The sequence below is a fragment of the Tenacibaculum sp. MAR_2009_124 genome (assembly GCF_900105455.1).
GTDB lineage: Bacteria > Bacteroidota > Bacteroidia > Flavobacteriales > Flavobacteriaceae > Polaribacter.
The window spans coordinates 215,727-238,918 of the sequence record NZ_FNSF01000007.1 but is presented as its reverse complement, the minus strand read 5'-3'; the positions used below and the strand labels follow the sequence as shown (position 1 = coordinate 238,918).

The following is a 23,192-nucleotide window of genomic DNA, read 5'->3' as shown; positions in this document are numbered from 1 at the left end:
TATTATGATTTTTACATCCGATAAAAGTTATAAAACCGCAAAAGCCATTAAACTTGGGAATACCAAAATAAAAGAAGAGTTTAAACTACTTGCGAAATGGATTGATAATAAATATAAGGTCAAAACTTTAAATATTATTTTCGACTATATAGATAATAAAATATCGTGTCCACGTCTTCAAATATGCCTCGAGTTTTCAAAAGACAAAGGAAGTTTTATGAATAATCGAACATTTAACTGGAATAAAAACAAACAAAAAGAAATTAAAAATAAGTTTACTGAATTAGTTGATATCGAAAATATTTCGAAGAGATCAAATTGGATACATAAAATATTTGGTTTTAGATACAATATGACTAACCTATATGTACATTTTACAGATTTTGAATCAATAGCAAAAATAGAAGCGAACGAAAACATTCCAAAAGAAAAAATTGAAGATTTAAAACTTTCCTTGCAGAATGAAGGTATTTGGGATATTGTTCCTATATCATCTTCTGTGATTTATTTCTTGGATACAAATCAAAAAGTTAAAGAATGTAGAGATTCAAACATTCATAAAAAATGGAATAATCAATATTTTAATATTTTAAAAGAACATGATGAATTTAGATATTTCAAAAAAGGTTCTTTTCGTATTCATCTCGATAGTAAAGAGAATTTTGAAAAAAAATACAACAGTAACTGGTATTCATATTTAAGAGGGTAATAAAGCTTGTAATCATAAAAACAAGCTTTAGATTTCTCCTTCCAGTCGAAATGACTGAAAATTAAAAATACAGTCATTTCCAAAGAGTAACAACGATTGAGAAATCAATCCATACGACAAGTTTAGATTAAACAACATTAACTCGACTATGTTTAGTACCAATAATTTAACATTAAATCAATAAGAAACTTCTATATTGGAAGTTTATAAAAATATAAAATGAAAACATTTGTTATCGGAGATATTCATGGGGACTCAAGGCTATTCCACAAGTACTAAAAAAAGCGCACGTAACAAAAGACGATAAATTGATCTTTTTAGGAGATTATGTAGATGGCTGGAGTGAATCCGCTCAGGTTATTGACTTTTTAATTGAGTTATCAAAAACGCATCATTGCATTTTTGTTAAAGGGAATCACGACTTATGGTGTGAAGATTGGTTAAGAACTGAAGAAGGTGAACCGGTTTGGTTAGCTCATGGTGGTCAAGAAACCGTTAACAGTTATCGCAATTTTACAATAGAACAAAAAGAAAAGCATCTTCGATTTTTCGAATATATGAAACCTTACCATATCGATGAGGAAAATCGTTTATTCTTGCATGCTGGTTTTACTTCTATGCACGGTGTAGAACAAGAAAAATATACCAAGAACTATTTCTTTGATAGAACGCTATGGGAAACAGCTTTGGTTACTGGTGATAGAATTGAAAAAGAAGCTGATGTTTACCCAGACAGATTAAAGCATTATAAGGAAATATTTATTGGTCATACGCCTACCATTCGATACAATAAATTGGAACCGATGAATGCCGCCAATGTATGGAATATTGATACTGGAGCCGCTTTCACAGGGCCTCTAACCATTATAAATATTAATACGAAGGAATTCTGGCAAAGCGATCGCGTAGATAGTTTATACCCTAACGAAATAGGAAGAAATTCAAATCCTTATCGCTTAATTAAAAAAAAATAAATCAGATCAACTATGGTGTACAAATCTGATAAAAATTTGCCACAAAAGTCTAATAGCAAAAAACTTGTTTTTTTAGCTGGTAGTCTGAGTATTGATAAAATAGATAATTGGAGAAACACACTTGTAAATAGTTATTCTACTAATTTCGATTTTATCGACCCAACAAATGATAATTATGTTTTATTGAACACCTCTCAAATGGAAAAACATATCAATTGGGAATTAGAAGGACTCGAACTCTCAGATATCATTTTCATGAATCTTTTACCTGAATCGAAATCACCAATTTCTATGGTTGAGCTTGGGTTGTATGCAAAATCCAATAAATTGATTATTTGTTGTCCAGAAATTTTTTATCAATACCGATATATAAAAACAATCGCTAAAAAGTATAATGCTGCTTTGTTCACTGAATTAGAAAAAGGAATACAACATTTAAAAAAGGAAACATGAAACGCTCTTAGAATTTTTTTTTAAAACAAGATAATCGCAAGCACAAAACGAAATGAATAAAGTAAAATAAAATATCGTTTGGCCAATGATTTTTTATTACCACATTAAGACTTAAAAATCAAAACACTCCCTTAAATTTATCTGTATGAGATATAATAACGACAACATAATTGAACGCTTTAACAATAACGAAACTTTAAAATTCTTATTCTTTTGGGGACACCAACCCAACAAAGATGGAAGTATTGGTAAAAGCTGTTTTAGTCAATGGTGGAAAGCTTCGTTTGAAATTGATGGAGTTACCTACCCAACTGCTGAACATTATATGATGGCTGGAAAAGCCAGATTATTTAAGGACGACGAAATATTACAGGAAATATTGAAAGTTACTCATCCAAATGATGTAAAAAAACTAGGAAGAAAAGTAAAGAATTTCACTCCTGACCTATGGGATCAACATAAATTCAATGTTGTTATGCAAGCCAATCGCGCGAAGTTCTCTCAGAACTCGGAGCTAAAAAAATTTTTACTGAATACCAAAGATCGAATCATTGTAGAAGCAAGTCCTTTAGATCCTATTTGGGGAATTGGAATGGCGGCAGATCATCCAGATGTAACCAATCCGAGTTTATGGAAAGGACACAATCTTTTAGGCTATGCTTTGATGGAGGTGAGAGATCAGATTCAAACAGAATAAAGACCTAAGATTTCTCGCAAAATAAATAAAAAGAACTATGAGCTATAAAGATTTTGTAAATATAAATACAACATTCGACAAAGAAGAATTCTATGCTAATGAAGAAATTACAGGAACAATTACTGTAAGAAATGATAGTCCAATAGATCTTGAATTAGAAAACATTAAGATTTCGCTCACTCTAAAACACTATGGAAAAAATAATACTGACAGTATCAATTTAAGTTCTCAAAAGAATTATGAATATAAACGGCTTTCAAGAAAACAAATCATTAAAATTAATTTTTCTTTACCACCAGCTTATAATATCACCTTTGAAGGTAAAAATGTAACTCAATCGACACTTATTGTGACGAAAGTTGATATTACCAAAGAGTGTGAGAAATTATTAAGAAATGAAAAACTCTCCAGCTTTAAACTCGGAGGATATGTTAAAGGTCTTTTTACACCAGATTTTTATGATGAAACCAATATTATAATAGCCAAAGGAAATACGAATTATGAATTAAAAAATGCTTCTGGATACATCCATCCAGGAATGAAAAAAGGAAATTCAATACTAGTTATTAGCGGAATCGCAGCTATCGTTATTGGTATTCTATTTTATGTAAACACAAAAAGTATTGACTCTTTGTTATTAATAGGATCTATTTACGCTATTCTGGTCGCTGCAATCTATCATTATAAAATTGGACCTTCTAATTCTATAGGTCCTATTAATTTTAAACTACAAAACTTAATAGACAACTCCTATGAAGTCAATTTAAAATTCAAAAAGCGGACTATAAATATTAAAGAAATTCGTTGTCAATTAATAGGCCAAGAGAAAGTTACTTACCAGAGTGGAAAAAACAGAGCTACATCAAAAGCTTTTTTCTATAACAGTAAACCTCATCGGATTCTTCCTCAAGGACTTTCAGTCACGGACACCATTTCTTTTCCAGAAAAAACATTACCTATATCCATTAAAAATGATGATTTCGAAATTATTTGGTACTTCAAAATAACCATACGAACCAGAAATAATAAAGTTATTTCTGGCAAACATATTGTTGATTTAAAGTATAGAAAAGAATAAAATCAAAAATAACTTGTACAAATAATTTAATTTGCGTATTTTTGACGCAAACAAAATCATTCAACTATGAATCCATTATTATATACAGACGGTTACAAAGTAGATCACAGAAGACAATATCCTAATCAAACTACCTTGGTATATTCAAATTGGACTCCCAGAAAAAGTAGAATTAAAGGAATCGATAAAGTTGTTTTCTTCGGATTACAATATTTTATCAAGAAATATATCATTGAAGAGTTCCAGAATAATTTCTTCAATAAATCAAAAGAAGAAGTTTGTAAACAATATAGTAGACGTATTAATAATTATTTAGGAGAGAATCAAGTAGGAATTAAACATATTGAAGCCTTACATGATTTAGGTTTTATCCCTATGACTATTAAAGCTCTTCCAGAAGGCGTTGAAGTTCCTATAAGAGTGCCAATGTTTACCATGTACAATACCTTACCTGAATTCTTTTGGCTAACAAATTATTTTGAAACCATATTATCTACCACGGTTTGGTTACCCTGTAATTCTGCAACCATTGCCAAGCAATACAGAAAAATTTTGGATCAATATGCACACGAAACTTCTTCTATGACAGAATTTGTAGATTGGCAAGGCCACGATTTCTCTATGCGTGGAATGGCTGGTTTGGAGGCTGCTGAGTTAAGTGCCGCCGGACATTTATTAAGTTTTACTGGAACGGATACCATTCCTGTTATTGATTTCTTAGAAAAATATTACAATGCTGATTCTGATAAAGAATTAATCGGTGGATCTGTTGCCGCCACTGAACATTCTGTGATGTGCATGGGTACAACTAGTGGCGAAGAAGAAACTTTCAAACGTTTAATTACTGAAGTATATCCAAAAGGAATTGTTTCTATTGTTTCTGACACTTGGGATTTATGGAAAGTATTGACTGAATATCTCCCTAATTTAAAAGAAGAAGTTTTAGCAAGAGATGGTAAAGTGGTTATTAGACCAGACAGTGGTGATCCAGTAAACATTATTTGTGGAAATCCTAATGGAAAAACTGAGAATGAACGAAAAGGAGTTATTGAATTACTTTGGGAAACCTTTGGTGGAATTACCAATAGTAAAGGGTATAAGGAGTTAGATCCTCATATTGGAGCTATTTATGGAGACAGTATTACCATTGAAAGAGCAACTCAAATCTGTGAACGTCTAATGCAGAATGGATTCGCTTCTACCAATGTGGTATTAGGAATTGGTTCTTTTACCTATCAATACAATACTCGTGATACGTTTGGTTTCGCCATGAAAGCTACCTATGGTGAAGTTGATGGAGAAGGAAGAGAGATTTTTAAAGATCCTATTACTGATGACGGAACAAAAAAATCTGCAAAAGGTTTATTAAAAATCACCTTAGAAAATGGCGAATACCAATTACACGATCAAGTGACTTGGGAAGAAGAACAGCAAGGTGAATTAAAAGAAGTGTTTAGAGACGGAAAACTATTGGTTGATGAGAAATTAAGTGAGATTAGAAAGAGAGTTAAGAGTTTTTCTGGCGAATTTATTCAAAGTAATTAAATCTATCGTATTTAATAATAAAAACGGTCAAAATCAACTAAAAAAATAGTGATTTTGACCAAATTATTTTTATGTAATGTACTAATGTACAAGACTTAATCTGCAGACAATTTTGATATTGTCGTTTAAGTTTTATTCAACTATCTTTAAACCATCTCCAATTTAATTATACAAGCTGCTGGACTCGTCTCTTCGATTGTTATTTCTGCATTTACAGTTTTAGTTTTGTTTTTAACATTCAAAGCTCCTTCGCTACCGTAATGCTTATCCATATCATCTAAGTCATCCCATAGCTTTTCAAAAGACATATTCTTTTCATAATATTTAGCTTTTACATAATTAGTTTTATTTACAGGTGTAGCAGCCATTATACCAAAATAACTATCAGATTTATCATTTAGTTTAATTTTAATAGCAACATTGCAACCTGCTCCAACTGCTTTAAAGCCTAATTCAAAATCTTCAGATTTTACAGCTTTACTAGTATATGGATTTATAGCTTTCAATTTGCTATTTCCTTTAGAATCATGAAAATCACCATGACCTACATCATTGTTCCATTCAACTTTCCATTCCTTATTTGTTCCATTCTCGATCGCAACCGCGAGATTATTTCTATCTTTATCACTTCCAAATATATCTTTGATTAATTGAATTGGATCAATATCAAAATTCACGTTGGTTTCTACTTTATTTTTTACAATATCACTCATCGTATTTTTTTAAATTATACTACGAATATCAAATAAAAGGTTCAGAAAAAATATATCATAATATATCAAGACATTAGGAGATACCCTAAAAAACAGAAAAATAACACAAAACAAAAACGGTCAAATCATCTAATGATTTTGACCGTTTTATTCCCCTTAGTATATTTCTTAGTTCCCCCTAAGAAATAATTTTTTATTAAACTTAAATTTTATTTTATCATCCCCTTAATTTTTAAAAATTCTACAACGTCTTTATATAAATAGTATCCCATAAAAGCCGAAACAAAACCGGAAAGCGGAGCTAACATAAGTCCTATTGAACCCGCATAAAGAAAAGTAAGTGTAATAAATGCAACAGTTAAAAAACCAATTCCAAAACATACTAATTCTACCGCTAGTTGATCCACTTTATTTTCCATTTTTATCTCCTTTTTATTAGACTCTTGTTCTTTGTTTCTGAAAAATTCTTTAAGAATTATTACTTCCAGATTGTGATGCAAAGATGACGTGATATATTCATAAAATATATTACACGATATTACACCTGTCTATAACTAGTTGCAAAAAAAAATGTATAAAACAACGTAAACTAGGCTCAGAATCCTTTATTTATAAGGTTTTTCAATCTTTTAATGAAGTCCTCTTGTAAACTTCTAAAAAACGAATATGATATAACTACAAATGAAAAACGGTCATAATCAAAGTTACCTATGATTCCGACCGTTTAATTCCCCTTAGTATATTTCTTAGTTCCCCCTAAGAAATAATTTTTTCTTAAACTTAAATTTTATTTTATCATTCCCTTAATTTTTAAAAATTCTACAACGTCTTTGTATAAATAATATCCCATAAAGGCCGAAACAAAGCCAGAAAGCGGAGCTAACATAAGTCCTATTGAACCCGCATAAAGAAAAGTTAGTGTAATAAATGCAACAGTTAAAAAACCAATTCCAAAACATACTAATTCTACCGCTAGTTGATCCACTTTATTTTCCATTTTTATCTCTTTTTTATTAAACTCTTATTCTTTGTTTCTGAAAAATTCTTTAAGAATTGTTACTTCCAGATTGTGGTACAAAGATGACGTGATATATTCGAAAAATATATTACACGATATTACACCTGTATGTAACAGGCGTCAAAAAAAATATAGAAAACAAGGTAAACTACGCCTAAAACCCTTTATTTATAAGGCCTTTCAAACTTTCAATAAAGACCTCCGATAAACGTATAACGGTTATACTAGATATACAGCAGCACTTTAGAAAACAATGACAACTTCTCTATTATCATACACTCCAACTTCGACATACTATAAAATAAACCATTTCGATAAATGATCTGTTAGTTTATATATATTAAAATTATAAAATAGATGTATTATAACCACATAGCCTTATACTCATTGAACTTCGGAATGAGATATAGATAAGATGAATTGTATTAATACCATTTGAAATTACTTTAGGTAAAAAACACTCTCACGTTTTGTTTTAAATGAGAAATTAAAACAAACAATTTATATGTGTTACTTTTGTGTTTAATTGGTATTGTTACAATACCTATAAGTTCTAAACCTATTTTGGGTGTGATTTATTTTTGTAAATGATACAAAAGTCCAATATTCACAGCCAAACGATTGTTATTGATAATAGCACCCAGATCGTTTTTTACAACAGAGTTAAATCCACCCTGACCATCTAATTCAACCAACAAACGCAAACTATCGTTTAACCACCATTTTCGCCCAAAAGACACTGAATAACCAAAATCTCCTTTGTGAAAACTATCTGTTATCTCAGTAACCGTTATCGCATTATCTCCTTTACCTTGGAGTAAATAACCTCCATAAAACCCCAACCCTATAAACCAATTTCTAGTTCCTTCAAAATACCAATTAGCTTGAATCGGTAGCGTAATATAATCAAGCTCTATCCCTGTATTACGAACATTATTGTTAGTATCGGTAATTCTTCCATTGTTCCAGCCTTTTTGGTCATAAACTAATTTCGTTTTAACACTAAAAGCATCAGAAATGTAAAATTCAGCTATTGCTGCCAAATTAAATCGGACTCGAGTATTTGAATTCGTTCCAATTCCACCTCCACCGCCGCTAGCAATTTGCTTTGTAAAGCTTACTCCTAAATTTCCTCCAATTTCAGTACTTCCTGAATTTTGAGAGATTATATTTAAACTAAAAAATAAAACGAATAATGTAGAAAGTAGTTTGTTCATGAGTTAATATCTTTTCTATTTAATAACAGAAGTTTGTAATAAAGTTATGCTTGCTATTCATGATATTTAATGAAATCTTATCGCAGTCGAAACGAAACACCTAAACCTGTATACCAAGTATCAGAATCCATCCAACCTCCATTAATATCTAGTTGAATATCTCTATGAGGAATCCATGTCACTCCTGTATGAATTCGATTTAAGAAGTTATCATTATAATACTCAATAAAATAATTAAACTGATTCCCTATCGAAGTCCCAATTAAAAATATGTTATAAAAGTTTTCGGTATATCCAATATTGTATGTTACGAAGAACTTTTCAAAACTTTTAGACATTGCCAGTTTGAAATCATTAGAATTATTCACCAAGTCTCTATTATAAATAAAAGATGTACCAATACCAAGAGCCGTTTTTTCCGGAGTCATTACCACAAACTTTGCGCCAACAGTATTCAATGTTTTATAATCAGTAGAAGCTCTTAATTCAATTCTCTTCGTTACCGATCCTCTCAAAAAGGTATTAAAAGTAACATCAGAGCTATCATTGAAATAATCGAGTCCACTTTCAAATTGAAGCATATTGGGTAGTACAATAGAAAATGACTCTGTTAAGGTAGGTCTTTGGGCATCAATTGTTCCTTTACCATCTTCCTGAGAATAAGTTATAAAAGGATACAAAACACATACTAAAAGAGGAAATAATGTTTTCATAAAATAAAAGTTCATCAATTTTTTCGTTCCTCTAAAATAACAAAATGAATACAGATATTGAAACATTACATAGTGAACTCTTTTAAACTTTTTCACTCTGCTAAAAAGTTAGTCTTTTTAATTCTACCTTCTTTTCTTCTTAAATTTTCTTGATTTGTTTCTAGGTGATTTTGATTTCTCTTTAAAAGTTACGGCATCATCAAAAGTATTCTTTGCTTTCCCTGGTTTGTTCTTTCTCCATGAAGCATCTTCAGGAAGTAATTTTTTTAACAAATCAGTACGACCAACTTTTGTTAGTTTATCTTTAATCCACTTTCTATTTTCCTTTTTATACCAAAAGAAAAACTTATGCTGATCTAACTTTTCTTCCTTTGTTTTTGGAGTCTTAACTTCTTTTAAAGTATATGGATGATATCCGCTATAATAAATAACAGTGGCTACCGTCATAGGAGTAGGCGTAAAATCTTGCACTTGCTCCAACTGGAATCCCATATCTTTTGTCTCAGCAGCTAAATTTGCCATATCCTCGGGCTCACAAGCAGGGTGACTTGATATAAAATACGGTATTAATTGAAGATTTAATTTTCTCTTTTTATTGATTTTATCAAACCTATCTTTAAACTTATGAAAGTATGAAAATGATGGTTTTCTCATTAATTTTAATACAGGATCAGATGTATGTTCTGGAGCCACTTTTAATCGTCCAGAAACATGTTTTGTCATTACTTCCTCTGTATAAGCATCTAATTCCTTTGGGTCTGCATTTTTATTAAACTCAGGAACCAACATATCATGACGAATTCCACTTCCAATAAACGATTTCTTTATTTTAGGATGTTCATCAACCGCTTGATACAATTCGGTTAATGGTTTATGCGAAGTATCTAAATTACTACAAATAACGGGTGAAATACAGGAAGGAGCAACACATTTGTCACAAATAGCTTGTACTTTCCCCTTCATTTGATACATATTGGCCGATGGTCCACCAATATCAGAAAGATATCCTTTAAAATCTTCCATTTGAGTCAATTCATCCACTTCTTTTAAAACAGACTCCTTGCTCCTACTGGCTATGAACTTTCCTTGATGTGCCGAAATGGTACAGAAACTACACCCTCCAAAACAACCTCTATGAACGTTTACCGAAAATTTAATCATTTCATAAGCTGGGATGGCTCCACGCTTATTGTATTTAGGGTGAGGCATTCTAGTATAAGGCAAGTCAAATGAACCATCAATTTCCTTCTCTGTCATTGTAGGAAATGGCGGGTTAATCATCAACATTTTATCTCCAACAGCTTGAAATATTCTTCTTGCATATAACTTGTTAGATTCCTGCTCAATTATTTTGAAATTAGAAGCATAAGCCTTCTTATCTCTTAAACATATTTCATGAGAAGTAATTTCAACATCATCCCAATTCTTATTTTTAGGAACTCTCTCTCCGTCTTCTAATAGAACCGCCGTTTGCTTTATAGTATTCAAACTTGAAAAAGGCACTCCTTTCTGAAGTAATTCAACTAATTCTCTCAAAGGCTGTTCTCCCATTCCATATACCAACATATCTGCTCCAGAGCTTTCTAATATTGAAGGCATTAACTTATTTGACCAATAGTCATAATGAGTAACCCTACGCAAAGAAGCCTCAATTCCACCAATTAATACCGGAACATCAGGGAACTTCTCTTTTAATATTTTGGTATAGACTGAAGTAGCATAATCAGGCCTAAAGCCTTTATCTCCATTAGGAGTATAAGCATCTTTATCTCTCCTTCGTTTACTTGCTGTATAATTACTTACCATTGAATCCATACAGCCAGCGGTTACCGCAAAAAACAACTTCGGTGTACCTAACTTAGTAAAGTCTTGTAAATTATCATTAACACTTGGTTGCGGAACAATTGCTACTCGAAGTCCGTAGCTCTCTAAAATACGTCCAATAACCGCGGGTCCAAATGCTGGGTGATCTACATATGCATCACCACTGAATAGAATTACATCCAATTCATCCCATCCTCTTAACTTTACCTCTTTATTTGTTGTAGGTAACCAATCTGAAAGTCGTCTAATTCTCATGCCAGCGCAAAGGTACGGTCTTTTGCTTTAATTTCGTGTTTATACTTTTTAATTAAAAAATAAACTCAATAAAAAAATCCCTCTTGATAATAAAGAGGGATTCAAAATTATATAGTATTGGTTTTAAATAATAATTGGTATTATTTAAAAGATGTAACTCCTTCTTGTAACCAATTATAATATTCATCCACATCAGGTGTATAGGCTACAGGATCAATTAAGTTTTCTTCATTGGTATCCATCAACACGTAGTATGGTTGTGAGTTTGTTTTATATTTTATCGTTTGTAGCTCGCTCCATTTTTGTCCAATATATCGTAATTTTTTACCTGGACGTAATTTAGACTCTACCACTTCGTTTTCTTCCAAGGCTCGTTTATCATCTACGTAAAGAGAAATTAAAACCACCTCATTCTTCAATACCGATAACACCTTATCTTTCGCCCATACATTCTGCTCCATTTTTCTACAATTAACGCAAGCATGGCCCGTAAAGTCAATTAAAACAGGTTTATTAACTTCCTTTGCATAAGCCAGCCCTTTATCATAATCATTAAATGCTAAAATATTATGAGGAGGCATTAAATGGGCTCCATCTGGTAAACCAGCATGAGAATCATTTCCTTCTAAAGCCACAACTGTACTTGCTTTTTGATAGCCTACTCCGTATGGAGACTCGCTATAATGCTGCGCAGGTGGAAAAGCACTTATTAAATTTAAAGGTGCTCCCCATAAACCGGGTAACATATAAATAGTAAACGACAAAGAAATTAAACCTAAACTCAACCTCCCTACCGAAATATGAGTTAGTGGTGAGTCGTGTGGCAATCTAATTTTACCAAATAAATATAAGGCTAGGGTTCCAAAAATAGCAATCCATATTGCTAAAAACACCTCTCTTTCTAAGAAATGTAGCTGTAATACTAAATCGGCATTTGATAAAAACTTAAATGCTAAGGCCAATTCTAAGAATCCTAAAACAACCTTCACTGTATTTAACCAACCTCCCGATTTTGGTAAAGAATTCATCCATCCAGGGAAAATAGCAAACAATGTAAAAGGTAATGCAATTGCCATTGAAAAACCTAACATACCGATAATAGGTGCGATACCTCCTTTTGAAGCTGATTCAACTAATAAAGTTCCAACAATAGGACCAGTACATGAAAAAGAAACAATTGCCAAGGCTAATGCCATAAAAAATATTCCAACAAGTCCTCCTCTATCTGCTTGAGCATCTATTTTAGTTCCCCAAGAACTCGGTAAGGTGAGTTCAAAAGCTCCAAGAAAAGAAACAGCAAAAACAACTAATAAAAAGAAAAATATTAGGTTAAACCATACATTTGTAGACAACGCATTTAATGAATCAGCTCCAAATGCTCCAGTTACAATTGATCCTAAAACCACATAGATTACAACAATTGAAATTCCATAAATAATTGCATTACGTATTCCTTGAGATTTATTTTTGCTTTGCTTGGTAAAAAAGCTAACTGTCATAGGAATCATTGGAAACACACAAGGTGTTAACAATGCTGCAAACCCAGATAGGAAAGCTATAAAGAAAATGGCTAATAAACCCTTTTTAGATTTTTCGTCTTCCGATTTATTTTCTACTTTTTTTTTTACCTTTTTTGCTTTTGTTAAATCAAAAACTAAATCGACTTCAGTTGGAGGTAAGCAACGGGTATCTTTACATACCATAAACTCAACAGATCCTTCAACCTTCTTTGTTCCTTCTTTAACTTTTACTTGTTGTTCAAACTTTGCTCTTTTATCAAATGATTTCACCTTCATATTAAAGGTTTCATCTTGTTTGGTATGTCCTTCTTCTTCAATTACCTTCCCTACCAAACTAAAGGTTTCATTTTCGGTAAAATAAAAGGTTGTAGGAATTGGACCGCCTGGTTCAACATTTTGAGAATATATATGCCATTCAGATTCTATAATCGCTGTAGCAATTAGGTTATACTCCGTCTCTGAAATTTTTTCTACAGAAGTTGACCATTTTACTGGTTCATAAATTTGAGAAAAAACTTGATTGGAAGTTATACATAGTAAAAAAACAACTACATATTGTAATACACTTTTAAGGGAAAAATTTACAATTGGTTTCATTTGTTTATTTTGCTTTTGTTCTTTATAAGATGTCATTCGTCAAAAGTTCTTAAAATCATAAGGCGCCTTTTGACTCATTTCATATATTAAACATTGTTTATTCGCATGATTTCGAATGCTGATTGTCCTAATAACATGCAATATTATTAAATATGGTACTAATTTATCTTTCAAATCTGTTAAAAAACAGAATTTTGCACTGTAACAATTGTTACATATTACTATTTATTTATTGAGATACTCACTTTTATTTAACAATTAAATGCGGTACTTCCCTAAGTTTCCAATCAATCACTAAACCACCAGCCAAACTCTTGGCTATTTCTTCACCATATAAATATTCACACAAATACAAAGCAGCTTCAAATGACTTTGCTCCTCCTGCCGAAGTTATATACTTACCATCATGAACAAATAACACTTCTTTTCGAATATCCAATTCTGGAAACATTTCTTTCATTTTATCAATATCAGATGGAAAGGTTGTGCTTACCTTTTCATTTAATAACCCTGCTTTTGCCAAAACAAAAGCCCCATCACAATGAGAAGTTACAAACTGCGCTTCTTTACCCGTTTTTTTAACAAAATCAATCAATGATTTATTTTCAAGATCCGAATCCAAATGATGCTCAGCGCTAGGAACTACTAAAATATCTATTCTTGGTAAACTATCTTTTAAGTAGTTGTAATCAGGTAAAATCCTCATTCCCTCAAACGTACGAATATACTTATCTCGATCAGCAACTGTAAAAACATTCATTGCTTTGATTCCTTTTCTGAATATCGTATGTTGAAAAATATCATAAGGAGCCGTTAGTTCGGTATTATAAGTACCATCCATAATCAAAAAAGCAACATTGTATCTATTCGGTTTAAGCTCTGGAAATACTTTTTGTTTTATTGCCGTATTTTTCTTTGATTCCGTTTTAGTTTCCCCACACGATATAACAACAATAAATAGCAGCAAGTAAAAACGTTTCATCTTTTGATTTTAATTATTTTCTAAAAATACTACTTTTTAAACAGTATATATTAAATTATTGTTCTCGGCTTTAACATTTTATTAAGATTCATACAAAATCATTTATTTAATTTCGAGAACTTTCAATTAATATTAACAAACAAACTACAGAATGAAGCCGTTATGTTAAGAATAATAGTTAATCAACCTACTGAACACTTTAATTAAAAACATACATGGTTACATCCGACCACGAAAAAATAATTTACAAACAGATGAAAAAACAATTATATTTCGTTCTGCTTACACTCCTACTGTCGGCTAGTTGTGCGAAGAAAAACCAATCTTCAGCTAACAAAAAGCAAGAACAAAACTATGTTCAAAACCATTACAATAAAAAGGAAGTAAAAATAACAATGCGAGATGGGGTAAAACTTCACGCAACAATTTATTCTCCAAAAGACACTTCTAAAACATATCCCATTTTACTTCAGAGAACTCCATATAGCTGCCAACCTTATGGAGATGGTACATTCAAAAACAAAATAGGCCCTAATCCTATTCTTATGAAAGAAGGCAATATTATTGTTTACGAAGATGTTCGCGGTAGATGGATGAGTGAAGGTGTTTATGATAATATGCGTGCCTATATTCCAAACAAGCAAGAAAAAGAAACAGATGAAACTACAGATACCTATGATACTATCGATTGGTTGGTAAAAAATGTATCTAATAATAATGGAAATGTTGGTACATGGGGAATTTCTTACCCAGGACATTATGCAACAGTATCGACCATTGATGCACACCCTGCTTTAAAAGCAGCTTCTCCTCAAGCCTGTATTGGAGATTTCTTTTTTGATGATTTTCATCATAATGGAGCTTTTTTATTAAGTTATTTCAGAGCTGTTTCCTTATTTGGAACTTATAAAGATCAACCCACTGATTCTGCTTGGTATTCTTTCCCTGAAATGAACACTCAAGATCAATATCAGTTTTTCTTGGATAAAGGACCTCTTAAAAACTTAAATGAATATTTTCAGTATGACAAGTTAGATACTAAGGTTACAAACTCAAAAAACCGTATTGACGACTTCTTCTGGAAAGAGATTGTTGAACATCCTAATTATGATTCTGTTTGGCAAAGCAAAGGAATTATACAGCACTTAAATAAAGTACCTTCATCAGTGGCTACAATGATTGTTGGAGGCTGGTTTGATGCCGAAGATTTGTATGGTCCTTTAGAGACTTACAAAGGAATTGAAAAACACCAACCTAACAATTACAACACCATGGTATTTGGTCCTTGGGATCATGGAGGATGGTCTAGAAATAAAGTAAAAAACACGGTTGGTAACTATTACTTTGGAGATTCTATTTCTTTGAATTTTCAAAAAGAAATTGAAACGAAGTTTTTTAATCATTTCTTAAAAGAAGATGGATCTAATAATTCGGGGTTACCTGAAGCTTATGTTTTTGATACAGGAAAAAAAGAATGGCAATCTTATGATGTTTGGCCTCCTAAGAATGCAAGTAAACAAACTTTTTTCCTTTCTGAGGATGAAAAGTTGAGTTCTTCAAAACTATCGAACAATAAAATTAGTTTTGTTAGTGATATTAAACATCCTGTACCCTATTCAGAAGATATTAAAACAGTATTTACCCCTCGTAAATACATGACAGATGATCAACGTTTTGCCGCTAGAAGACCTGATGCTTTAGTTTTTGAAACAGAAATTTTAGACAATGATATTACTTTGGCTGGTGACATTTTAGCAAAGTTAAAGGTTGCTACGACTGGTAACGCTGCCGATTGGATTGTAAAAGTTATTGATGTACACCCTCATGACTTAAAAAACGACAATGAAGAAATGCAAGGGCATTTGAAATTAAGTAACTATCACTTAATGGTAAGAAGTGAAGTATTACGTGGTAGGTTTAGAAATAGTTTTGCAAAGCCAGAACCTTTTATTCCTAATAAGAAAACCGATGTTAATATAGAACTTCAAGATGTTTTCCATACGTTTAAGAAAGGACATAAAATACATATTCAGGTTCAAAGTACTTGGTTTCCTTTAATTGATTTAAATCCGCAAACCTATGTGGAAAATATATATAAAGCGAATGAAGATGATTTTAAAAATCAGACTCATTCTGTTTTCACGGATTCAAGTATTGAATTTACCATATTAAAGTAAAAAACAAACTTTTGTTATGTTAAAACCTCAGCAATATTGCTGAGGTTTTTTTGATTCAAAAAACGACAAGAGGCATTACTTTTTTTTGTATACTTTTGCCGTGAGAAAACAAACTAACAACTAAAATGACTTGTAAGAACTGCAACAACGGGCTTGAAGACGATGCTCTATTTTGTGATAATTGCGGAGCAAAAATCATAAAATCGCGAATCACCTTTCACTTTTTAATGGTCGAACTTTTTGCTATGCTAGGCTTAGATAGTTTGTTTTTTAAAACCCTAAAAGAACTCCTTATTCGTCCTCAAAAAGTCTTAAATGAGTATTTAAACGGGGTCCGAAAAAAATATGTAAACCCTTTTGCTTATCTCGCAGTAGGTGCTGCTGCATCAATTATTATATTTAATATCTTTTACAGTAGTTTTTCAAAAACTCAGTTTGTTTTTAATAAAACTGAAATTGAACAATTACAAAAGATAGCCACTAAAGATTTATCGAATATAAAAAATGTAAGTCCTGAAGAGTTATCAAAACAAAAGAAACAAAAAAACAAAGCAAAAGCTCGTTTAAAATTTACTGAATCATACATTAGTTACTTCTTAAAGTTTTTCAACATCATAACTTTTCTTTCTATTCCTGTTTATGCACTCATAAGCAAATGGACATTTAAAAAACCTCATAACTACGGGGAACACATTATTATAAATTCTTATTTAGCAGGAACAACCATGTTCTTTTCTTGTATTCTTTTTTTAATGACCGTTTTTATTCATCCATCTTTATTCTTTTATAGTACTGTACTATCGGTTTTTTACTATTTATATACCTTTAAACGTCTGTACAATCTTAATTTTAAGCAAACACTTTTAAAGCTTATTAGATTTTTTGTAATGTTGTTTATTGTTTTCATTATTACCCTTATAATCGTTGCAGTAATTTTAATTCTAGTTGCCATTGTCTTAAAAAATTTCTATCCAGATACATTGAACAACTATATAAAATTTTTACAATTATAATATTCTTATAGTTTTTGAACTACTATTTATAATTTTCATATACAAAAACCATCATAGATTCTGATAATATATTAACATTTCTCAGAACAACTCCCTCTGCTGAAAAATATAAGCTTATTTTTGCCCCTTATACTAATATATGACATTTAAAGAATTAGGGCTAGAAGCACCATTGCTAAAAGCTCTTGAAGAACAGGGATACAAACAACCAACACCAATACAACAACAATCTATTCCAATTTTACTTGAAGGTAAAGACCTATTAGGAGTCGCTCAAACAGGTACTGGGAAAACAGCAGCCTTCGGGATTCCTATATTAAATAATTTAATAAAGGACACGATAAAAATCAAAGGTAAACGTAAAGTAAAAGCTTTGATTATTGCACCAACAAGAGAACTCGCTATACAGATAGGTGATAACTTTAATGCATACATTAAGTATACGAACTTAAAAACCGCTATGATTTTTGGTGGAGTAAAACCTGTGCAACAAATTAAAACCTTGCAATATGGAGTAGATATTCTTATCGCTACTCCTGGTCGATTACTTGATTTAATGGATCTAGGACATATTTCTTTTAAAGATTTGAAGCATGTTGTATTGGATGAAGCCGATCAAATGCTTGATATGGGGTTTATTCATGATATCAAAAAAATAATCGCAAAATTACCTGCAAAAAGACAATCTCTTTTTTTCTCAGCTACGATGCCTAAATCAATAGTTGAGCTTTCTAAAAAGATGTTAGGTGATTTCGAAAGAGTAACCATAAAGCCACAACAAGCCACAGCTGAAAAAGTAACACAGGGTATTTACTTTGTTAGTAAACAAAATAAACCTAAATTACTCGTGCACCTTTTAAATGAAGCAAAAGACAAATCAGTTCTTGTTTTTTCGAGAACGAAGCATGGTGCCAATAAAATTGTCAAGAAACTAGAAAAAGCTGATATTAAAGCTGCCGCTATTCATGGTAATAAATCACAAGCCGCTCGTCAAAAAGCACTTAGTGCATTTAAAGAAGGAAAACTTAAAGTTTTAGTGGCTACAGATATTGCTGCAAGAGGTATTGATGTCGATGAATTATCACTAGTAATAAATCACGATTTACCTAATGTCCCCGAAACCTATGTTCATCGTATTGGAAGAACGGGTAGAGCGAATGCCAGTGGAACTGCTATTTCTTTTTGTATGGGTGAAGAAAGACCTTATTTAAAAGATATAGAAAAATTAATAAAACAGAAAGTTCCTAATCTTGGAGACCATCCTTTTATGCAGGATACTCAGGAAATTGAAGAAACATCTACACCTGTTCAAAGAGAGAAAAAAGAACGTTCTAGTACTCAAAAAAAACCACGATCTCGCAATAGAAACGGAAATAGAAATAGAGATAGAGATAGAGATAGAGATAATAGAGGTTCTAAAAGTTCGAAAAAGCCTAATAATAAAAATAGCAATTCAAGAAATAGAGGTTTTTCTAATTAAAAAAAAAGAATACAAAATCATACTAAAATTCAAGAATAGTTTCGGCTATATCTTGAATTTTTCTATATGTATCGATACTATTACGATTGTATTTGTATCAGTTGATGTTTGAAATGATGGTAACGAAAATGAAGATTTTTGAGCAAGCCAAATTGTATATTTTTATTCGTTCTATGTAAAGAATTACTAAAGTAATTTCAAAAAGTCATCACGAGATATTTCCCTAGCTCCTAAACTTGCCAAATGATCATTATAAACCTGACAGTCGATCATTTTGTAATTACAGTTTTTTGCTAAATGTATAAAAGCTATTTTACTCATGTTGCTTTCCTTACTAAACATACTCTCTCCACAAAACACACCATTTCCTGTATCTACTCCATACAAGCCTCCAACCATTTTATGATTACGCCAAACTTCTATAGACTTTGCTAATCCAGCTCTATGTAATTCCAAATAAGCCTCTTGCATGTCATCAGTTATCCACGTTCCAAATTGATCAGATCTATTAATATACTTACAATTGAAAATAACTTCAGCAAAAGCCTTGTTTTCAGTAATTATAAAATCGTTTTTCCTTTGAATTTGCTTCATTGATTTCGAGATTCTAACCTCTTCAGGAAAAAGCACCATCCTTTCATGCGGATTATACCAAACAATAGGTTCTCCTTCATTAAACCATGGAAAAATTCCTCTTTCATATGCATACTTTAGTCTTTCGACCGACAAATCTCCTCCCAACGCAATAATACCTTCTTCAGAAGCTATACTATTCGGAGGAAACGAAATCTCTTTACCTAACCAAATCATTATACACCTTGTTACCTACATTCAAGCGTTAAAAATACCACTTTTCAATGATAGTTGAGTTTATATCTTTCTATCAAAAGATGAAAAAGTCAAAATCTCCAATCATTGCGTTTTGTAATTACCCCAATTTACTCCAAATGCGTATTAAAACGTCCATATGAATAAAACTCTTGAGTTCTGTATTACAAAGCTATGTTAAAGCAAAAACTACTCCTCTAAAAAGATCTTAATGTAATTACCATGTGGTATGGGTTTTCTTAAGTATAGTACCTATAATTCATAAGTCTTCGCGTTAAATGAACTTATTAGGCAGAACTATAAAGAGCATCTAGTTAAAACCATTTTTAAAACCTTCAATATCATCATAAGAAAATTAGCCTCTAAATTATTCCTACTATTAAAAAATCAGAAGTCCTAATACATATATAGCGCTACCAACCACCATCGCTACTAATGTATATGGCAATATTTCTCGAGCCTTTAACTTTGTGATCCCTAACAAAGGTAAAGCCCAAAATGGTTGTAACATATTAGTTACCTGATCTCCATAAGCCATTGCCATGATAGCTTTCGGCAAGGGCACACCTAATTGTAAAGCACTTTCAACAACTATTGGACCTTGCACAACCCATTGCCCTCCTCCACTTGGAACAAAAACATTTACCAACCCCGCGCTAAAAAACGTAAATATTGGTAAGGTTGTAGCCGTTGAAACTGAAACAAAGAAACCCGAAATTAAAGTAACCATTCCCGTACTTTTCATAATTCCCATAATGCCAAAATACAAAGGAAATTGAATTAAAATTCCTGACACATCGCTTATAGATTCACCTACCGCATTTGTGAAATTTTTAAAACTCCCATGAAGTATAATCCCCAATCCCAGCATAAAAAAATTAATTAAATTAGGTGTTATCTTTAATGCTATCATATCTTCAGTATATCTATATATAAATGCCACTAAAATTAATAATCCAAAAACATACGCTAACCATTTAGAATTATCCAATTTTTCAGCATGTGTCGTCCCTTTTAGCTCTTTAGAAAATTTATACTCGGGCAAATTAATTAACGTAGCTTTTGACTTCTTTCCTAAAAAATAAAACGTTAAAGTAACTCCTACTAACACCAATAAAAAAGTAAGTAAATTCCACCAACTAAAAACAGTTTCAGAATAACTAATTAACTCGGGGATTTGTTTTAAAACTTGTTCTGACGATACTGACTTCATAATACTTTTAATATGACCAGGTTCATTAATTTTAATAGGAGCCGACCCAGAGATACCTCCATGCCATACCATTAATCCCACATAACCTGCAGCCCCTATTATTGGATAATTTAAGGGGATGTTTTTAGATTGGGCATACTCAGCTACTTTCCTTGCCAGTAATGCTCCAAAAATTAATCCCAAACCCCAATTAAAAAATGCCACTAACATTGTTGTACAGCTAACAACCGCAGCACTAGTTGCCGTATTTGTGCAGTATTTTGTAACATGAAGAATTAAATTACTTACAGGTTTACTTAGTACCAATACATGACCCAAGACTAAAATCAACATCATTTGGTAAGCAAAAACCAACAAACCATTCGTCCAAATTCCTTTCTCCCAAAAAGATAAAACCTCTAGTGAATATGTCGACAACGTACTATTTTCAGGCTTCGTAAAAAAAATCCCCAAAACAAAGGTTATCAATGTAAGTAGTATAGCAATGGTAAAAGGAGAAGGTAAATATTTTTTAAATGCTTTTTCTATAAGTTGAGTAATCTTCATGCGATAAAGTTTGATTTGATAAAAATAATCAAATAGACTAAATTGTTTTAACTAGTTTTGCAAGATGATGAAAGAACTTCAACTACGTGTAAATTTAAGAGAGGAACGAATAGAGGATATTCTTAAAAAGAAAGCCGCTAAAAAATTAAGTATACCTACAAGTAATATCAACCAAATTAAAGTACTTCGTAAATCAATTGATGCACGTAAAAAAGAAGTTGTTTTCAATTATAAAGTAGCTGCCTACATTAATGAACCCGGTCCAGAAAATACCGAATACGAATTTAACTACAAAGATGTTTCAAATGCCAAAGAAATACATATCATTGGCTTTGGCCCTGCTGGGATGTACGCTGCTCTTCGATGTATTGAATTAGGTTATAAACCTATTGTACTTGAAAGAGGTAAAAATGTTCAGGACAGAAGAAGAGATCTTAGAGCTATAAATCAGTTTCATGAAGTAAATGAAGATTCGAATTACTGTTTTGGTGAAGGAGGTGCAGGTACTTACTCTGATGGAAAACTATATACTCGAAGCCTAAAACGAGGAGATGTAAGGCGTATTTTTGAAAATCTTGTATATCATGGGGCCACTGAACAAATTCTAATTGATGCACATCCACATATTGGAACGAACAAGCTTCCTAAAATTATTACGAACATCCGCGAAACTATCTTAAAATTTGGAGGTGAAGTTCATTTTGAATCACGTGTTACCAATTTTATTATAAAAAATAATGAGATAAAAGCCGTACACCTTCAAAACAATAAAGAATTAGCTGTAAATGCTTTAATTCTAGCCACGGGACATTCTGCGAGAGATATCTACGAACTTTTAAATAGAAATAATATTCTCTTAAAAGCAAAATCTTTTGCCATGGGAGTTCGTGTTGAACATCCTCAAGAACTAATCGATCAAATTCAGTATAGTTGCTCTGGTCAACGAGATGAGCTTTTACCAGCTGCTGCTTATAGCTTAGTTCATCAAGCAAATAATAGAGGTGTTTATTCATTTTGTATGTGCCCAGGAGGCTTTATAGTTCCTGCAGCCACGGCAAATGGAGAAGTAGTTGTAAATGGAATGTCGCCTTCAAGAAGAAATAACAAATTCGCTAATTCTGGAATTGTAGTTGAAATAAATGTAGACAAGGATCTTAAGAAATATGAAGAGTTTGGTGTTTTCAAAGGGCTTCAGTTTCAAAGAGATTTAGAAAAACTAGCTTTTGATGCTGGGGGGAAAAGTCAAGTAGCACCCGCTCAAAGACTCACTGATTTTGTTGAAGGAAGACTATCAACAAGTCTGAATGAGACATCGTATCAACCAGGATTAAATTCCTCTCCACTTCATTCACTGCTTCCTAAAATAATTGGAAGTAGACTTAGAAAAGGGTTTGCTGCATTTGGGAAAAAAATGCATGGATATTATACATCTGAAGCTAATATTGTTGGTGTAGAGTCTCGCACATCATCTCCTGTTAATATTCCAAGAAAAGAAAACTTGGAACACCCTCAAATTAAAGGCTTGTTTCCATGTGGTGAAGGCGGTGGCTATGCTGGTGGTATTATTTCTGCAGCAATGGACGGTGAACGTTGTGCTGAAGCTGCCTCTCAAATATTATAATTATAACATTATTTGTTTG

Annotated in this window: 20 protein-coding genes; 10 read left to right on the top strand and 10 right to left on the bottom strand. The window is 31.8% G+C overall.

The genetic code is table 11. From position 1 onward, the window contains the following. The first annotated feature begins 4 nt into the window (after positions 1-4). From BLW23_RS17960 to BLW23_RS17935, 6 genes are all read left to right on the top strand, one after another. A complete protein-coding gene (locus BLW23_RS17960; RefSeq protein WP_093673183.1) occupies positions 5-709 on the top strand; it encodes a hypothetical protein in 705 nt (234 codons plus the stop codon). Positions 710-1,017: 308 nt separating this feature from the next. Then, complete coding sequence (locus BLW23_RS17955) at positions 1,018-1,683, top strand: metallophosphoesterase (protein ID WP_317039334.1); 666 nt, start codon at positions 1,018-1,020, stop codon at positions 1,681-1,683. Between the two features lie 12 nt (positions 1,684-1,695). Beyond that, positions 1,696-2,136: a nucleoside 2-deoxyribosyltransferase domain-containing protein gene (locus tag BLW23_RS17950; protein WP_093672445.1), complete on the top strand. Its 441-nt coding sequence runs from the start codon at positions 1,696-1,698 to the stop codon at positions 2,134-2,136. Between the two features lie 145 nt (positions 2,137-2,281). Beyond that, positions 2,282-2,833 carry an NADAR family protein gene (locus BLW23_RS17945; protein WP_093672443.1) on the top strand — a complete coding sequence of 184 codons (552 nt, stop codon included), beginning with the start codon at positions 2,282-2,284 and terminating at the stop codon, positions 2,831-2,833. A gap of 37 nt (positions 2,834-2,870) precedes the next feature. Next, complete coding sequence (locus tag BLW23_RS17940; protein ID WP_093672441.1) at positions 2,871-3,911, top strand: hypothetical protein; 1,041 nt, start codon at positions 2,871-2,873, stop codon at positions 3,909-3,911. 66 nt (positions 3,912-3,977) lie between these two features. Further along, a complete protein-coding gene (locus tag BLW23_RS17935) occupies positions 3,978-5,456 on the top strand; it encodes a nicotinate phosphoribosyltransferase (RefSeq protein ID WP_093672439.1) in 1,479 nt (492 codons plus the stop codon). Between the two features lie 146 nt (positions 5,457-5,602). On the opposite strand, the gene BLW23_RS17930 is transcribed toward BLW23_RS17935, so the two are convergent. The 8 genes from BLW23_RS17930 to BLW23_RS17895 form a co-directional block, all read right to left on the bottom strand. Beyond that, complete coding sequence (locus BLW23_RS17930; RefSeq protein ID WP_093672437.1) at positions 5,603-6,169, bottom strand: hypothetical protein; 567 nt, start codon at positions 6,167-6,169, stop codon at positions 5,603-5,605. 209 nt (positions 6,170-6,378) lie between these two features. After that, complete coding sequence (locus tag BLW23_RS17925) at positions 6,379-6,588, bottom strand: hypothetical protein (protein WP_093672433.1); 210 nt, start codon at positions 6,586-6,588, stop codon at positions 6,379-6,381. 368 nt (positions 6,589-6,956) lie between these two features. Next, positions 6,957-7,166, bottom strand: a complete 210-nt coding sequence (locus tag BLW23_RS17920) for a hypothetical protein (protein ID WP_093672433.1) — start codon at positions 7,164-7,166, stop codon at positions 6,957-6,959. A 596-nt stretch (positions 7,167-7,762) separates the two neighbouring features. Then, on the bottom strand, positions 7,763-8,404 hold the full coding sequence (locus BLW23_RS17915; protein WP_093672431.1) for a porin family protein: 642 nt from the start codon (positions 8,402-8,404) through the stop codon (positions 7,763-7,765). Positions 8,405-8,481: 77 nt separating this feature from the next. Continuing rightward, a complete protein-coding gene (locus BLW23_RS17910; RefSeq protein ID WP_143032222.1) occupies positions 8,482-9,117 on the bottom strand; it encodes a hypothetical protein in 636 nt (211 codons plus the stop codon). A gap of 123 nt (positions 9,118-9,240) precedes the next feature. Next, a complete protein-coding gene (locus BLW23_RS17905; protein WP_093672427.1) occupies positions 9,241-11,196 on the bottom strand; it encodes a YgiQ family radical SAM protein in 1,956 nt (651 codons plus the stop codon). Positions 11,197-11,336: 140 nt separating this feature from the next. Beyond that, positions 11,337-13,313 carry a protein-disulfide reductase DsbD family protein gene (locus tag BLW23_RS17900; RefSeq protein ID WP_093673181.1) on the bottom strand — a complete coding sequence of 659 codons (1,977 nt, stop codon included), beginning with the start codon at positions 13,311-13,313 and terminating at the stop codon, positions 11,337-11,339. A gap of 247 nt (positions 13,314-13,560) precedes the next feature. Next, positions 13,561-14,295 (bottom strand): DJ-1/PfpI family protein, encoded by a 735-nt coding sequence (locus BLW23_RS17895; protein ID WP_093672425.1) that lies wholly within the window; start codon positions 14,293-14,295, stop codon positions 13,561-13,563. A 254-nt stretch (positions 14,296-14,549) separates the two neighbouring features. Between BLW23_RS17895 and BLW23_RS17890 the strand changes: the two genes are divergently transcribed. From BLW23_RS17890 to BLW23_RS17880, 3 genes are all read left to right on the top strand, one after another. Further along, positions 14,550-16,472, top strand: coding sequence for a CocE/NonD family hydrolase (locus BLW23_RS17890; protein ID WP_093672423.1), 1,923 nt, complete (start codon positions 14,550-14,552; stop codon positions 16,470-16,472). A 125-nt stretch (positions 16,473-16,597) separates the two neighbouring features. Further along, complete coding sequence (locus BLW23_RS17885; RefSeq protein WP_093672421.1) at positions 16,598-17,485, top strand: DUF3667 domain-containing protein; 888 nt, start codon at positions 16,598-16,600, stop codon at positions 17,483-17,485. Between the two features lie 139 nt (positions 17,486-17,624). Continuing rightward, a complete protein-coding gene (locus tag BLW23_RS17880; protein ID WP_093672419.1) occupies positions 17,625-18,965 on the top strand; it encodes a DEAD/DEAH box helicase in 1,341 nt (446 codons plus the stop codon). A 186-nt stretch (positions 18,966-19,151) separates the two neighbouring features. On the opposite strand, the gene aat is transcribed toward BLW23_RS17880, so the two are convergent. Both aat and BLW23_RS17870 read right to left on the bottom strand, forming a co-directional pair. After that, complete coding sequence (aat, locus tag BLW23_RS17875) at positions 19,152-19,775, bottom strand: leucyl/phenylalanyl-tRNA--protein transferase (protein WP_093672417.1); 624 nt, start codon at positions 19,773-19,775, stop codon at positions 19,152-19,154. Positions 19,776-20,172: 397 nt separating this feature from the next. Next, the gene (locus BLW23_RS17870; RefSeq protein ID WP_093672415.1) at positions 20,173-21,552 is read right to left on the bottom strand and encodes a short-chain fatty acid transporter; all 1,380 of its coding nucleotides are present in this window, start codon (positions 21,550-21,552) and stop codon (positions 20,173-20,175) included. 64 nt (positions 21,553-21,616) lie between these two features. Here BLW23_RS17870 and BLW23_RS17865 point away from each other — a divergent pair, with 64 nt between their 5' ends. After that, entirely contained in the window at positions 21,617-23,173 is a 1,557-nt protein-coding gene (locus BLW23_RS17865; RefSeq protein WP_093672413.1) for an NAD(P)/FAD-dependent oxidoreductase, read from the top strand. The last annotated feature ends 19 nt before the right edge of the window (positions 23,174-23,192 follow it).